This is a genomic window from Enterococcus sp. DIV1206 (assembly GCF_051712485.1).
Taxonomy (GTDB): domain Bacteria; phylum Bacillota; class Bacilli; order Lactobacillales; family Enterococcaceae; genus Enterococcus; species Enterococcus faecalis.
The window spans coordinates 1724446-1738722 of record NZ_JBIOOZ010000001.1 but is presented as its reverse complement, the minus strand read 5'-3'; the positions used below and the strand labels follow the sequence as shown (position 1 = coordinate 1738722).

The following is a 14277-nucleotide window of genomic DNA, read 5'->3' as shown; positions in this document are numbered from 1 at the left end:
TTATGTTATAATGCCAAAGTGCATAAAGAATTTAACGAGAAGAGGTGAGGCAAGTGCCTTCATTTAAACAATTTCAATTTCAACCTTTTATCAACGAAGCACTCGCAGAAAAAGGGTTTGAAGAACCAACAGAAGTCCAAGAAAAATTAATCCCAATCATTAAGAAAGGGAAAAGTGTCATTGGACAATCGCAAACAGGAAGTGGAAAGACGCATACTTTTTTACTTCCATTAATGGATAAAGTTAAGCCAACTATCGACGAAGTGCAAATTGTGATTACTGCGCCTAGTCGTGAATTAGCCAATCAAATTTATCAAGAAGCGCAGCAACTGGCTCGTTTCAGTCAACCAGAAATTCGAGTGTCAAATTTTGTTGGCGGAACAGATAAACAACGTCAATTAAATAAATTAAAGCATCAACAACCTCATATGGTGATTGGTACACCAGGGCGGATTTTAGATATGATGAATGAACAAGCCTTGAAAGTGCATACGGCTTTTGCTTTTGTTGTCGATGAAGCAGACATGACATTAGATATGGGCTTTTTAGCAGAAGTCGATCAAATTGCAGGTCGTTTGCCAGAAAAATTACAAATGCTCGTTTTTTCTGCAACCATTCCAGAAAAATTACGACCATTTTTAAAAAAATATTTAGAAAATCCAGTGATTGAACATATCAAACCAAAAGCAGTTATTTCAGAAACAATTGACAATTGGTTGATTTCCACCAAAGGAAAAAACAGCAATCAAATAATTTATCAATTATTGACTATCGGGCATCCTTATTTAGCGATTGTTTTTGCAAATACTAAACAAAGAGTTGATGAAATCACCGATTACTTAAAAGATCAGGGCCTAAAAGTTGCCAAAATTCATGGAGACATCACACCACGCGAAAGAAAACGTGTGATGCGTCAAGTTCAAAATCTTGACTACCAATATGTGGTAGCTACTGATTTAGCCGCACGTGGGATTGATATTGAAGGGGTTTCACATGTCATCAATGCAGAAGTTCCACATGAATTGGATTTCTTTATCCATCGGGTTGGCCGTACAGGGCGTAATGGATTGAATGGGACTGCCATAACATTATATTCACCAGCAGATGATGAAGCGATTACTCAGATTGAGCAATTAGGTGTTTCTTTCAAACCAAAAGAAATTAAAAATGGTGAGATTGTAGAGACGTATGATCGCAACCGTCGAACAAAACGAGAAAAATCTCGAGAAGAATTAGATCCAACGTTAATTGGTTTAGTGAAAAAGAAAAAGAAAAAAATTAAACCAGGATACAAGAAAAAAATTAATTGGGCAATTGAAGACAGCAATAAGAAAAAACGTAAAATTGAACGTCGTCAAAAAGATCGTTCTGCTAGAAAAGCAAAAAAGAATTCTTCTAACTAACATTGTTGTGGATTATTTAAAGTAAGGGACGAGAATCGTAAAGATTCTCGTCCCTTACTTTTTTATATGATAAATATTTAAGTCACTTTTAAAATAACTCTTTTTTTAAAGTGACTATTGCTAAAAGTAGAGAAATTTACCAATTAATTGTAAAGATTTTTGTTAAAAACATCAAAATGTTGGTGTTTAGAACCAACATTTTGATGTTTTCTCAAGAAAAAAATAATAAAATTACAGAATTTTTGGCGTGTTTTAGCAAAAAGTAGGAAGTTTCGGCTCTTTTTTTGTTAAAAAATCGGCTTTATTAGCTGATATTAAAGGAAATTCATTTTTTTTTACGGAGGATAAAAAAATTTTACACACAAAAAAATTCATTTTCTAATATAATATAAATAACCACCAAAATAAAGAATAAAGGAGCGAAGAGAGATGAAGATAAAAAGGTGTTTATTAATCAATCGCTGGAGGAAACACGCAATTTGGTAACGTAGTTTGGTTGGTGCGTTTAGTTATTGGTAGCAGAGAGAATTTTTAGGAGGAAAGAAGAAATGAGAAGGATTTTGGTATTAACAAAGAACATTTTAGTTGAGCAAACATTTCAGCAGCAATTACAACATTTAAATTATGAAGTCTTTTGTACGAACTGCTTTGAAGAAACTATAGAACATGAGTTAACTTTTTTTAATTATTTTGATGCAATTGTATTAAGCGAAACACTTTCTCAGAACGATTGCTTGAGATTATTAGGAAGTCTTTCATCGTTAGAGAAGCCGATTTATCGACGTTCACAATCGATGTGTAATAAACGTGAAGCGGAGATTTGGCAGGAAAGAGGTATTATCCGGTGGTTAGGCCTCAAAGATTCATTGGAAGATATTCGTGAAAAAATTGACACTGTCGATCAAAGTTTTGCCGAAGTCACAGCCGAGCTACTTGATGACCAAGTAAAAAAGATTCGCTTTACAAAAAACGAACAACGCTTTTTAAAAATCTTGTATCAGCATGCCCACGAAGGGTTGGATCGTGATCAAATTTGTCGCTTGCTTTGGCAGAAAGAACCAGATGCTTCTACAAAATCGCAGCTGTCTTTCGTATGTAAACGAGTGAAACAAAAATTTAGTGATGCAGGTATGAACGAAGAGATTATTACAACCTCTTGGGGAAAAGGGTATCAAATAAATGAACAAATTTTGCCTTATTTAGAGCAAACGTTATTTGAAACAGCTCAGTAAGGAAAGATTCCTACGAAAACAATTGACTTTTTAGCAGATCTTTCTTATACTTTTGACTATAAGCTAAAGGATATGAGGAATCTTATTTTGATTACAGAAAGCCGTTCATTGCTGAGAGAAGGGCATCAGATAAATTTACTTGCTCCCTTTAGATGGACTTGATAGAAATATCAACGCGACTCTGCGTTATAGAGCTTAAGAGGTAATGATCCAACATCATTGCAATCAAGGTGGTACCGCGAGCAATCGTCCTTGACTGCAATGGTGTTTTTTGTGTTCACAATCTGCCACTTAAGAGGGTACAAAACATAAATAGTTAATTATTAATAGAAAGTAGGAAAATCAATGAAAGAATTAACAAGTAGTCAAGTTCGCCAAATGTATTTAGACTTCTTTAAGTCTAAAGGACATTCAGTAGAACCAAGCGCTTCTTTAGTACCAGTAAACGATCCAACATTATTATGGATTAACTCTGGTGTTGCAACCTTGAAAAAATATTTTGATGGCTCTGTTGTGCCAGAAAATCCAAGAATTACGAATGCTCAAAAATCTATTCGTACAAATGATATTGAGAATGTTGGGAAAACGGCTCGTCATCATACAATGTTTGAAATGTTAGGGAACTTCTCAATTGGAGATTATTTTAAAAATGAAGCGATTCACTGGGCCTGGGAATTTTTAACTGGTGCTGAATGGCTTGCTTTTGACCCAGAAAAATTATATGTGACTGTTTATCCGAAAGATACAGAAGCAAAACGCATTTGGCGTGATGAAGTTGGTTTATCTGAAGACCATATTATTGATGTAGAAGATAACTTCTGGGATATCGGTGCTGGTCCAAGTGGTCCGGATACGGAAATCTTTTATGATCGCGGCGAAGAATTTTTAGATATTCCAGAAGATGATCCAGAAAATTATCCTGGTGGCGAAAATGAACGCTATTTAGAAATTTGGAACTTAGTGTTCTCTGAATTTAACCATACACCAGAAGATACGTATGAACCATTACCACATAAAAACATTGATACGGGGATGGGCTTGGAACGTGTTGTATCTATCATTCAAGATGCACCAACAAATTTTGAAACTGATTTATTTATGCCAATCATTCATGCGGTAGAAGCTTTAGGAACCAACGTGAAATATGGAGATGCACCACAAACGGATGTTTCCTTTAAAGTGATTGCTGACCATATTCGTGCTTTATCCTTTGCAATTGGTGATGGTGCGCTTCCTTCAAATGAAGGTCGTGGCTATGTGTTACGTCGTTTATTACGTCGTGCGGTAATGCACGGGAAAAAATTAGGCATTAATGAAGCCTTTTTATACAAATTAGTGCCTGTTGTTGGCGAAATCATGGTAAGCTACTATCCAGAAGTATTACAACAAAAAGACTTCATCGAAAAAGTGGTTCGGACAGAGGAAGAACGTTTCCATGAAACCATCAATGAAGGTTTAAGCATGTTAAATGAGGTTATTAAAGAAGTTAAAGATGCAAAAGGCGATACATTAGATGGAAAAATTATCTTCAAACTTTATGATACTTTTGGCTTCCCCGTAGAATTAACGGAAGAAGTTGCAGAAGATGAAGGCTTGAAAGTCGACCATGCTGGGTTTGAAACAGAAATGGAAGCACAGCGTGAACGTGCTCGTTCTGCCCGCAGTAAAGAAACTTCAATGGGTGTTCAATCTGCTTTATTAACAGATATTAAAGTAGAAAGTAAATTTGTTGGCTATACAGAATTAACACATGATAGTGAATTATTTGTTATTATTCAAGGTGACGCACTAGTAAATGAAGCATCTGCAGGAACAGCCGAATTAATTTTTGCTGAAACACCATTTTATGCTGAAATGGGTGGACAAATTGCTGACCGCGGCTATGTAAAAAATACCGCAGGGGAAGTCGTTGCCAACGTGGTGGATGTGAAAAAAGCACCAAACGGTCAATTTTTACACAAAGTAGAAGTTTTGGCGCCATTAGCAGAAGGTCAAATTTATCAATTGCAAGTGGACGAACGGATGCGGACACGTATTTTGAAAAACCATACGGCAACCCATTTATTGCATCGTGCTTTAAAAGATGTGTTAGGGGAGCATGCCAACCAAGCAGGCTCATTAGTTGCACCAGGACATCTACGTTTTGACTTTACTCATTTTGGGCAAGTTACATCAGAAGAACTAGCGCGGATGGAAGCCATCGTTAACGAAAAAATCTGGGAAGCTATTCCTGTTGTCACAATTGAAACAGATATTGATACAGCGAAAAACATGGGCGCAATGGCGTTATTTGGCGAAAAATATGGCAAAGAAGTCCGTGTAGTTAATATTGGGGATTACTCTATCGAATTATGTGGTGGAACACATGTTGCTAATACAGAAGATATCGGGATTTTCAAAATTGTTTCTGAATCTGGGATTGGTGCAGGAGTACGCCGTATTGAGGCAGTGACGAGTAAAGAAGCGTATCAACTTTTACAAGAAGAAGAACGTCAATTGAAAGAGATTGCTACACTAGTTAAATCACCTCAATTAAAAGAAGTGGTTACGAAAACAGAGCAATTGCAACAACAATTACGTGATCTACAAAAAGAAAACGAACAATTGGCAGGCAAATTAGCGAACCAACAAGCTGGTGACATTTTTAAAGATGTCAAAGACGTCAACGGTGTTCGTTATATTGCCGCTCAAGTCAATGTTAAAGACATGAATCAATTACGCCAATTGGCTGACCAATGGAAACAAAAAGAATTGTCTGATGTACTAGTTCTAGCAACTGCACAAGATGAAAAAGTAAGCTTGTTAGCGGCTATGACAAAAGACATGAACGGAAAAGGCTTAAAAGCCGGTGACTTAATCAAAGCAATTGCGCCAAAAGTTGGCGGTGGCGGCGGTGGTCGTCCTGATATGGCTCAAGCTGGTGGGAAAAATCCAGCAGGGATTGCGGATGCCTTAGCAGAAGTTGAAAACTGGTTGGCAAATGCCTAATTAAAAATGTTTTCCCTATTATTAATATAAGGAGAATGCTCTTTATAGCAATAATGACAGCCCTCTTCAAGGTTATGAAATTGATTTTGAAGGGGGTTCTTTTTTATAAGTGATTAGGGAGAGAAAACAGTAGATTGCACGAATGTGTAAGTTTTCATCTTCAATTGACAATGGTATAATAAGCAACGGAGGAATCAAAAATATGAATGAAAATCAATTATCAAAACGTCTCGCAACGGTTGGTGACTTAATCCCTAGAGGAAGTCGCTTAGCAGACATTGGTTCAGACCATGCTTATTTACCAGTTGCTTTAATGTTAGAAAATAAACTGTCTTTTGCTGTGGCTGGGGAAGTGGTGGAAGGCCCTTATCAATCTGCCAAAACCCAAGTCAGTAAATCCAATTTGACGGATAAAATTATCGTACGTTTAGCGAACGGGCTAGATGCAATTGAACCTGAAGATCAAATAGACGTCATTAGTATTTGTGGAATGGGCGGCACATTAATCCGAGATATTTTAGAAGCTGGACGCAAAAAAAATCGTTTAACAGGGAAGGAACGCCTTGTTTTACAACCGAATATTGGTGAACCAACTTTACGCCGCTGGTTAATGGCAAATGACTACAGTATTATTGATGAAACAATCGTGGAAGAAAACCGTAAATTGTATGAAATTATCGTAGCCGAAAAAACAGAGCAATCCGTTTCTTATACGGACCAAGAATTACTATTTGGGCCAGTTTTAATAAAAAAACAAGGACCGGTTTTTACTAAAAAATGGCAAAGAGAATTAAAACAGCGCAAAACTGTTCTTGCACAACTAGCAAAAGCAAGTGGAGAACATATTGAAAAACAAGTAAAACTACAGCAAGACCAACAATTAATTGAGGAGGTGCTGGCCAATGGCTGTGAACGGTAAGACATTGATTCGACGCTTCAATGACTATTGTCCCGAATGGTTAGCAGAAACGGGAGATCCTGTGGGCTTGCACATTGGTACGTTAGATAAACCAATTGAAAATGTGATGGTTACCTTAGATGTTCGTCCTGAGGTCGTTGCAGAAGCAATTGAGAAGCAGGTTGATTTAATTATTGCGAAACACCCACCTATTTTCCGCCCAGTTAAGCGATTAACCACAGATAATTTTCAAGAAAAAATGTACGCTGATTTATTAAAACACGATATTGCTGTTTATGCAGCGCATACTAACATGGATATTATTGACAATGGCTTAAACGATTGGTTTTGTGAATTATTGGGAATTAAACAGACCACCTTTTTAACTAAAACACATACTGTTCCTTATAAAAAATTAGCCGTTTTTGTGCCAATTGATGAAGCTCCGCAAATGAGAGAAGCTTTAGGTCTAGCTGGCGCCGGGTCTCAAGGTGATTATTCTAAAACAAGTTACTCTTTAATTGGAACAGGACGTTTTACACCAACACAAGGAGCAAATCCCACGATTGGCGAAATTGGTCAAGAAAGTGTCGTCCAAGAAGCAAAAATCGAAGTGATTTTCCCTGAAACTAAGCAAGAACAAGTTCTTGCAGCTATGTTACAGGCGCATCCTTATGAAGAACCGGCGTATGATGTTTATACCATTGAAAATCAATCAAAAGAATTTGGTTTAGGTCGGGTTGGAGTATTAGACAAGCCTGTGAGACTCTCTGATTTTGTACAGCAAGTCAAGGAAGCTTTCCAATTGGATGGCTTGCGGGTCATTGCAAAAGATGATACTAAAATGATTCAACGGGTAGCCATTTGTGGTGGAAGTGGTGAAAAATTCTATCATGATGCATTACGTAAACAAGCCGATGTCTATATTACTGGTGATGTGTATTATCATACGGCACATGACATGATTGCTGAAGATTTACCAGTCATCGATCCTGGTCATTACATTGAAGCGCTTTGTAAGCCAAAACTTGTGGAATTAATGAATCAATGGAAACAAGAAAATGAGTGGGCTGTATCCATTTTTGAATCAGAAGCGAATACCAACCCATTTCGTTTTAAATAAAAAAATGAAGATTAAAGGAGTGTTCTTTTATGTATGAAAATCTATTACCTCGTTTTTTACGCTATGTGAAAACAGAAACACGCTCAGATGCAACTAGCACAACGACACCATCAACACAAACACAAGTAGCCTTTGCACAAACCTTAAAAAAAGAATTAGAAGAATTAGGGATGAGCGATGTTATTTATAACGAAACAAATGGTTTTGTGATTGCTACGTTACCTAGTAACGTGGAGAAAGACGTTCGTTCAATCGGCTTTATTGCCCATATGGATACGGCTGATTTTAATGCAGTGAATGTTTCTCCGCAAATTGTTGAGAACTATGACGGAGAATCAACGATTCCTTTAGATAAAGAAGGCAAATTCACTTTAAATACGAAAGACTTTCCTAACTTAAAAAATTATCGTGGTGAAACACTTATCACAACCGATGGTACCACTTTATTAGGGGCTGATGATAAATCAGGTATTGCGGAAATAATGACAGCCATGGAATATTTAATTAATCACCCAGAAATTAAGCATGGCACCATTCGTGTGGCTTTCGGTCCTGACGAAGAAATTGGTGTAGGTGCCGACAAATTTGATGTCGCTCAATTTAACGTGGATTTTGCTTATACAATGGATGGTGGGCCAGTAGGTGAATTACAATTTGAAACGTTTAATGCGGCGCAAGCAGAAATTACAATTCAAGGGAAAAACGTTCATCCAGGAACGGCGAAAAATACAATGATTAATGCGTTACAACTAGGAATTGATTTCCATAATGCCTTACCTGCTGACGAAGTTCCAGAAAAAACAGCAGGTGAAGAAGGCTTTTATCATTTAGCAGCGTTTGCTGGAACGCCAGAAGAAGCTACAATGACGTATATTATTCGCGATCACAATCGCGAGATTTTTGAAGCACGTAAAGCTAAAATTAAAGAAATTCAGCAAACATTGAATGCACCATTTGATGAAGAACGAATCAAAGTTGATTTATTTGATCAATACTATAATATGCGAGAAGTGATTGAAAAAGATATGTCCATTGTCGAAATTGCTAAACAAGCAATGGAAGAATTGTCAATTCAACCAATTATTGAACCTGTTCGCGGTGGAACGGATGGCTCAAAAATTTCTTATTTAGGGATTCCAACACCAAATATCTTTGCTGGTGGCGAAAATATGCATGGCCGTTTTGAATTTGTTTCATTACAAGCCATGGAAAAAGCGACCAATGTGATTATTAAAATTGCTGAATTAAATGCAAAATAAATGAGGTACTCAATAGGAAAGTAAGAAAACGGGCAACCGAGAGCTTACTTTCCTGTTGTAGTTTCATGAGTCATTGAAAATTTTTTTGCAATTAGAATCAGAACAAGGTATCCTAGTACAGTAACTAGTTAGGAGGCCAGAAAGAATGCTTCAGTGGATAGTAATCATTTATTTCCTCGTCATTAATTTAGTATTGTTTAGTATGATGGGTTATGATAAAAAACAAGCAAAACGTGGGGACTGGCGTATTCCAGAACGCCGCTTATTGACGATAGGACTTGTCGGTGGCGGTCTAGGTGGGCTAATGGGACAAAAGAAATTTCATCATAAAACCCAAAAACCAGTTTTTGCATTGTGTTATTCAATTGGCGTAATCGCGATGATTAGTTGCATCTATCTAACGTTTAAGTAAGAACAAAAAAGGAGAAGCGATGAAAGGAAAAGTAAAAATTGGCTTAAATATGTTGTTAATGATTATCGTTTTAGGCGTAATCTTTTATGTCATGGATAATTCATTAAGTGATATTTTTGCTCAACTGATGGAAACGAGTTGGCTGGTGCTGATTGCTGTTATTTTTTTTGGAGTAGTTTATCAATTTGCAGAAGGGCGCTCAATCAAGGAAATAGCTCGTTATTTTAACAAAGACTTTACAACAGTGGATGGTTTTTTTACTTCTTGTTATGTAGCATTTTATCGGATTATTTCATTTGGCACGGGAACCTTGCTTTCAGAAATTTATTTTTATAAGAAAAAGGGAATTCCTGTTTCTAAAAGTGTGGGGATAACGGCATTACATATGATTATGTACAAAGCAGCCGTGATTTTTTTAGCAATTATTGGTTTGATTATTCAATTTTCCCTGTTTTATGAAAATGCGCCTAAAATGATTCCATTCATTTTAGCAGGTGTTATTTTAACATTAGTAATAATTGCAGCATTACTTATTTTATCTAGTAGCTTAAAGTTGCAAGTTTTATTGGTTAAGTTTGCCAATCGTTGGTTTAAACGACCAAAACTAAGAGATTGGGTGGATAATTGTAATTTACAAATCTATTCCTTGCGTGCGGCTGTCCAAACAATTACACAAGATCGCTCAGCGTTGCTTCGAATCTTTTCATGGAATGTATTTAAATTATTATTTTGGTACATTATTCCTTACATTGTTTTAGTAGAAAATCACCCGAATATTGATTTATTATTAGTGATGTCCTTTACCAGTTTTGCTGTTATTCTTTCAGGAGTTATTCCGACACCTGCTGGCATTGGTCCATTTGAATTTGTTTACTTATTGTTGTTTAAACCATTGGTCGGCAATGTTGATGCTGTAGCATCTGTTTTACTGTATCGATTTGGTAGCTTTGTGTTACCCTTTTTGATTGGCTTGGTTTATGTCGCCATTGAGAAACGAAAATCATTACGCATTGAGATTGAAGAAATAAAACGTCAAACAGATGAATAAGTTAGAACGAGAAAAAGAGCGACTCTTTTTCTCGTTCTTTTTTTTTAAAAGGAATTGACTTGTACGAGGGATGTCTTATAATAGACTTAATACATGGCTAAAAAATATTTTTTTGAACTAATAAAAATTATGTTAAAGGGGTGGCGAAAATTATTGCTGATTGTACAGCAGTGCTGTTATGCGGCGGGAAAAGTTCACGGATGGGATTTGATAAAGCATTATTGAAAATTCAAGGCCAATACGTGATCTTGCAAACAGCTGAAAAGTTAATGGAACTGTTCGAAGAGGTTATTTTAGTAACGAATGATAGTCAAAAATTTCCTAAGGCGTTTAGAAAATGCACAATCATTCAAGATATGTATCTTGGAAAGGGGCCATTAGGTGGGATTGTGACAGCAATGAACTATACTCAGAAAGCTGAAGTGTTTGTAATTGCCTGTGATATACCAACTTTTTCTCCTAAACTTGTGTATCAGTTAGCCTCTAAGCGTGGACAAAATCAAGTAACAATCTTTGACTTTGAAGGTCGTCAAGAACCATTATTTGGCTTTTATCGATGTTCTTGTTTACCAACATTTCAAAAACAGCTTGCGCAAAATAACTATCAGATTCGGCAAGAATTTGAGCATCTATCTGTAAAAACGGTGCAACTATCAAAAGAGAATCAACTTAAAAATGTCAATCGAAAAGAAGAATTGTCTCAGTGGTATCGATAAAAAGGAGGAATCGTAATGGATTTTTTCAGTAGTGAAGAAATAGTTGCAAGCTTAGGTGATAAGGCAAAAATGAAAGGGAAATTATCGTTTGTTCGACTCTGTATTTTAGGCATCATGGCTGGTTTTTGTATTGCACTGGGTTACTTGGCGTTTATTCGTATCACTGGAACCGCCCCCACAGAATGGGGAAGTTTTAACAACTTTCTGGGTGGAGCTTTATTTCCAGTTGGATTGATAGCGCTTACTTTTGTTGGTGGTGAGTTAGCAACAGGCAATATGATGGTAATGACATTAGGCGTATTACAGAAAAAGGTTCGAGTGGGCACTCTTTGTTATAACTGGCTAGTTGTTTTATTGACCAATTGTCTAGGCGGATTTCTTGTGGCGTATTTATTTGGCCATATTGTTGGGTTAACTGAAGGTGCGTTTCTGGATAAAACAGTCGCAGTTGCTCAGGCGAAAATTGCTGATCCACCGCTAGTTGCTTTTGTTTCAGGGATTGGCTGTAATATTTTTGTTTGTTTAGCGGTTTATCTCGGAGCGTTGGCAAAATCATATTTAGGTAAAATGTTTGGCTTGTGGTTTCCTGTCATGGTTTTCGTTGTTTGTGGGTTTCAACACGTGGTCGCCAATGCGTTTATTATTCCAGCGGCAATTTTTTCACAAAGCACCACAATCAGTTGGTGGGATTATTTGCAAAATACACTATGGGTATTTTTAGGCAATGCGGTAGGGGGCAGTCTTTTTATGGCCGTACCATTGATCTTTATGACAAAACCAGCAACTGTCAAACCAAGAGTTGAGAAAACGATTCAGACGGAGGAGCTCTATGGCAATTGAGGTACCAAATATGATTCAAATTGGATCTACTGGTCGGAATAGTGGCAAAACGACATTAGCCGAAGCTCTTATTAAACAGTACCAAGAAGTCTATCCAATTTATGGCTTGAAGATTATTACGATTAGTGGTCAACGAGGGGTGTGTCAACGAGGCACAAAAGGATGCGGAATTTGTACCAGTATTACAGCTGGTTATGAATTAGTAGAAGAGCAAGAGACGATTGGCAATAAAGATACCATGAAATTATTAGCTGCAGGTTGTCAAAAAGTTTTTCTATTGAAAGTTTTTCAAGAAAATTTGGCGGAAGCCATTCAGCAATTTCTGAAAGCTGTGCCGGCCCAAGCATTAATCATTTGTGAATCAAATTCATTACGTAATGTTGTGCAGCCAGGACTATTTCTTATGATGAATAACCAGAATCGCCAAAAAGAATCAGCAAAAAATGTTATAGATAAAGCCGATTTTTGTTTACTATCTGCTGAAATACCAAAAGAATTGCGTATCTATTATCAAGGAGAACAACTTCAAGTTTCACTAAAAAGGGGGAATAAAAAGGAATGTGTGCATTAAGCTTAATTGAAAAAGAAGCGATTATTCTAGAAAACGATGCTGATCCACAACGAATTTTAAATATTTTAATTGAATTACAATTTGCTTCAGAGGAAGGGTATATCGATCAGGAAACAGCTCAATTAGTTGCAGAGCATCTACATTTAACGGAAGCGCGAGTCTATGAAATCGTCAGTTTTTATGCCATTTTAAAGACGGAACCGCAAGCGAAGTATGTCTTGAAGATTTGTAACAGCACACCGTGTCATTATACTGGTGGGGCGATGGTTGCAGAGGTATTAGAAACCATTTTAGAAGTGCCAGAGAATCAGCCGACCCCAGATGGCTTATTTATGTATCACAGTATTCCTTGTATCGGGGCTTGTGATTTAGGTCCAGTAATTAAAATTAAGGACACCGTTTTTAGTCAACTAACAGAAGAGAAAATTTATCAATTAATTCAACATTTACAAAATGATTGCTATGAAGGACTGTAGGAGGTGAGTCAATGCTTAAGAGAAACCAACCAATGTTATTAGAGAGAATGGGGAAAATGCAATCTGCGACCGATGTTTCTGAATATTGTAAATACGATGGATTTGATGGTTTAAAAAGAGCAATTTCACTATCGGATGAAGAAATTTTAAACGAACTGGATATTGCGCACTTAAGAGGTCGCGGTGGAGCAGCCTATCCTTTAGGAAAAAAATGGCGCCATCTTTATCATGCAAAAGGAACCACAAAGTACATTGTTTGTAATGCTGATGAAGGCGAACCAGGGACCTTTAAGGATAAAGTACTTTTATCTGAAGATCCATTGAGTGTGATTGAAGGAATGATCATTGCTGGCTATTTATTTTCAGCAAAAGCAGGTTATATTTATATGCGAGGAGAATATCGCAGAATCCAAAAAACATTTCAAGAAGCACTGGATAATGCACGACAAGCTGGCTTTTTAGGGGAAAACATTTTAGGAATTGAAGGATTTAATTATGATATTACGATTATTTCTGGTGCTGGCGCCTATATTTGTGGGGAAAATTCAGCACTTTTAAATTCAATTGAAGGAAAAACGGGGCGGCCGCGTGTCAAACCACCACACTTAGCAGATGTTGGTTTATATTTGCAACCAACATTAGTAAATAATGTTGAATCATTTGCAAGTGTTCCTGTAATTTTACGAGAAGGTGGACAAGCCTTTTTAGAGATGGGTACTGCCGATGGTGGCGGCACAAAGCTAATTTGTTTGTCTGGACATATTAAAAATCGGGGCTTATACGAGGTCAACCTTGGAACACCATTAGAAGAAATAATTTATGGCGAGCAATACGGCGGAGGCTCTGCAACTGGTCGAGCATTAAAATTTATTCATTTCGGTGGACAATCCGGTCCAATTGGTGCTGTCTCAACGTTAACGGATTGTTTGTATTCTTACGAAGATTTATGGGCCCATGACTTATCTGTCGGCTCTGGTGCAATTGTAGTAATGGATGATTCAGTCAATGTTGTGGACTATTTAGTACACGTAGCGGCCTTTTTTGCTCATGAGTCCTGTGGTAAATGCACCCCTTGTCGATTGGGAACAACTAGGATTTTGGAATTATTGAGTAAATTCAATCGGAAAGAGGCAACAGCTAGTGATTTGCCACGATTGGAAAAGATGCTCACGCATGTCACGCGATTATCAGCTTGTGGTTTGGGCCAATCCGTCGCAACTTCAATGAAGAGTGCATTGGCTTTGTTTCCAGAAGAATTTGAAACGACTGCTGAAACAGAAATCTATGCCACCAGCAAAGGAGGTTGGTAAA

13 protein-coding genes are annotated in these 14277 nt (G+C 37.0%); all 13 read left to right on the top strand.

Features of this window, described 5'->3' with window-relative positions:
* Positions 1 to 44 precede the first annotated feature (44 nt).
* The 13 genes from IGK86_RS08500 (at position 45) to IGK86_RS08440 (ending at position 14276) form a co-directional block, all read left to right on the top strand.
* On the top strand, positions 45 to 1403 hold the full coding sequence (locus IGK86_RS08500) for a DEAD/DEAH box helicase (protein ID WP_016617282.1): 1359 nt from the start codon (positions 45 to 47) through the stop codon (positions 1401 to 1403).
* Positions 1404 to 1951: 548 nt separating this feature from the next.
* Positions 1952 to 2635, top strand: coding sequence for a helix-turn-helix domain-containing protein (locus IGK86_RS08495; RefSeq protein ID WP_002374960.1), 684 nt, complete (start codon positions 1952 to 1954; stop codon positions 2633 to 2635).
* Positions 2636 to 2980: 345 nt separating this feature from the next.
* On the top strand, positions 2981 to 5623 hold the full coding sequence (alaS, locus tag IGK86_RS08490) for an alanine--tRNA ligase (protein ID WP_002366615.1): 2643 nt from the start codon (positions 2981 to 2983) through the stop codon (positions 5621 to 5623).
* A 202-nt stretch (positions 5624 to 5825) separates the two neighbouring features.
* Positions 5826 to 6542 carry a tRNA (adenine(22)-N(1))-methyltransferase gene (locus IGK86_RS08485; RefSeq protein ID WP_002360431.1) on the top strand — a complete coding sequence of 239 codons (717 nt, stop codon included), beginning with the start codon at positions 5826 to 5828 and terminating at the stop codon, positions 6540 to 6542.
* On the top strand, positions 6526 to 7644 hold the full coding sequence (locus tag IGK86_RS08480) for a Nif3-like dinuclear metal center hexameric protein (protein WP_002374954.1): 1119 nt from the start codon (positions 6526 to 6528) through the stop codon (positions 7642 to 7644). Before IGK86_RS08485 ends, IGK86_RS08480 begins: the two co-directional genes overlap by 17 nt.
* A gap of 29 nt (positions 7645 to 7673) precedes the next feature.
* Positions 7674 to 8903 (top strand): peptidase T, encoded by a 1230-nt coding sequence (gene pepT, locus IGK86_RS08475; RefSeq protein ID WP_002360428.1) that lies wholly within the window; start codon positions 7674 to 7676, stop codon positions 8901 to 8903.
* 145 nt (positions 8904 to 9048) lie between these two features.
* A complete protein-coding gene (locus tag IGK86_RS08470) occupies positions 9049 to 9315 on the top strand; it encodes a DUF1294 domain-containing protein (RefSeq protein ID WP_002357729.1) in 267 nt (88 codons plus the stop codon).
* Between the two features lie 19 nt (positions 9316 to 9334).
* On the top strand, positions 9335 to 10363 hold the full coding sequence (locus IGK86_RS08465; protein ID WP_002360426.1) for a lysylphosphatidylglycerol synthase transmembrane domain-containing protein: 1029 nt from the start codon (positions 9335 to 9337) through the stop codon (positions 10361 to 10363).
* Between the two features lie 140 nt (positions 10364 to 10503).
* Positions 10504 to 11079 (top strand): molybdenum cofactor guanylyltransferase, encoded by a 576-nt coding sequence (gene mobA, locus IGK86_RS08460; protein ID WP_002361748.1) that lies wholly within the window; start codon positions 10504 to 10506, stop codon positions 11077 to 11079.
* Positions 11080 to 11094: 15 nt separating this feature from the next.
* Entirely contained in the window at positions 11095 to 11919 is an 825-nt protein-coding gene (locus IGK86_RS08455) for a formate/nitrite transporter family protein (RefSeq protein WP_010775809.1), read from the top strand.
* The gene (locus IGK86_RS08450; protein WP_002378323.1) at positions 11909 to 12490 is read left to right on the top strand and encodes a hypothetical protein; all 582 of its coding nucleotides are present in this window, start codon (positions 11909 to 11911) and stop codon (positions 12488 to 12490) included. The genes IGK86_RS08455 and IGK86_RS08450 overlap by 11 nt, the downstream gene beginning before the upstream one ends.
* A complete protein-coding gene (locus IGK86_RS08445) occupies positions 12478 to 12966 on the top strand; it encodes an NADH-quinone oxidoreductase subunit NuoE family protein (RefSeq protein WP_002357722.1) in 489 nt (162 codons plus the stop codon). The genes IGK86_RS08450 and IGK86_RS08445 overlap by 13 nt, the downstream gene beginning before the upstream one ends.
* An 11-nt stretch (positions 12967 to 12977) precedes the next feature.
* Positions 12978 to 14276, top strand: a complete 1299-nt coding sequence (locus tag IGK86_RS08440; RefSeq protein WP_010775812.1) for a complex I 51 kDa subunit family protein — start codon at positions 12978 to 12980, stop codon at positions 14274 to 14276.
* Position 14277 lies beyond the last annotated feature (1 nt).

What these genes read in the sequence shown, in the direction of transcription:
- pepT (WP_002360428.1), top strand. Translation starts at nt 7,674, where the DNA reads ATGTATGAAAATCTATTACCTCGTTTTTTACGCTATGTGAAAACAGAA.
- IGK86_RS08485 (WP_002360431.1), top strand. Translation starts at nt 5,826, where the DNA reads ATGAATGAAAATCAATTATCAAAACGTCTCGCAACGGTTGGTGACTTA.
- alaS (WP_002366615.1), top strand. Translation starts at nt 2,981, where the DNA reads ATGAAAGAATTAACAAGTAGTCAAGTTCGCCAAATGTATTTAGACTTC.
- IGK86_RS08450 (WP_002378323.1), top strand. Translation starts at nt 11,909, where the DNA reads ATGGCAATTGAGGTACCAAATATGATTCAAATTGGATCTACTGGTCGG.
- IGK86_RS08470 (WP_002357729.1), top strand. Translation starts at nt 9,049, where the DNA reads ATGCTTCAGTGGATAGTAATCATTTATTTCCTCGTCATTAATTTAGTA.
- IGK86_RS08440 (WP_010775812.1), top strand. Translation starts at nt 12,978, where the DNA reads ATGCTTAAGAGAAACCAACCAATGTTATTAGAGAGAATGGGGAAAATG.
- IGK86_RS08480 (WP_002374954.1), top strand. Translation starts at nt 6,526, where the DNA reads ATGGCTGTGAACGGTAAGACATTGATTCGACGCTTCAATGACTATTGT.
- IGK86_RS08445 (WP_002357722.1), top strand. Translation starts at nt 12,478, where the DNA reads ATGTGTGCATTAAGCTTAATTGAAAAAGAAGCGATTATTCTAGAAAAC.
- IGK86_RS08455 (WP_010775809.1), top strand. Translation starts at nt 11,095, where the DNA reads ATGGATTTTTTCAGTAGTGAAGAAATAGTTGCAAGCTTAGGTGATAAG.
- IGK86_RS08495 (WP_002374960.1), top strand. Translation starts at nt 1,952, where the DNA reads ATGAGAAGGATTTTGGTATTAACAAAGAACATTTTAGTTGAGCAAACA.
- IGK86_RS08465 (WP_002360426.1), top strand. Translation starts at nt 9,335, where the DNA reads ATGAAAGGAAAAGTAAAAATTGGCTTAAATATGTTGTTAATGATTATC.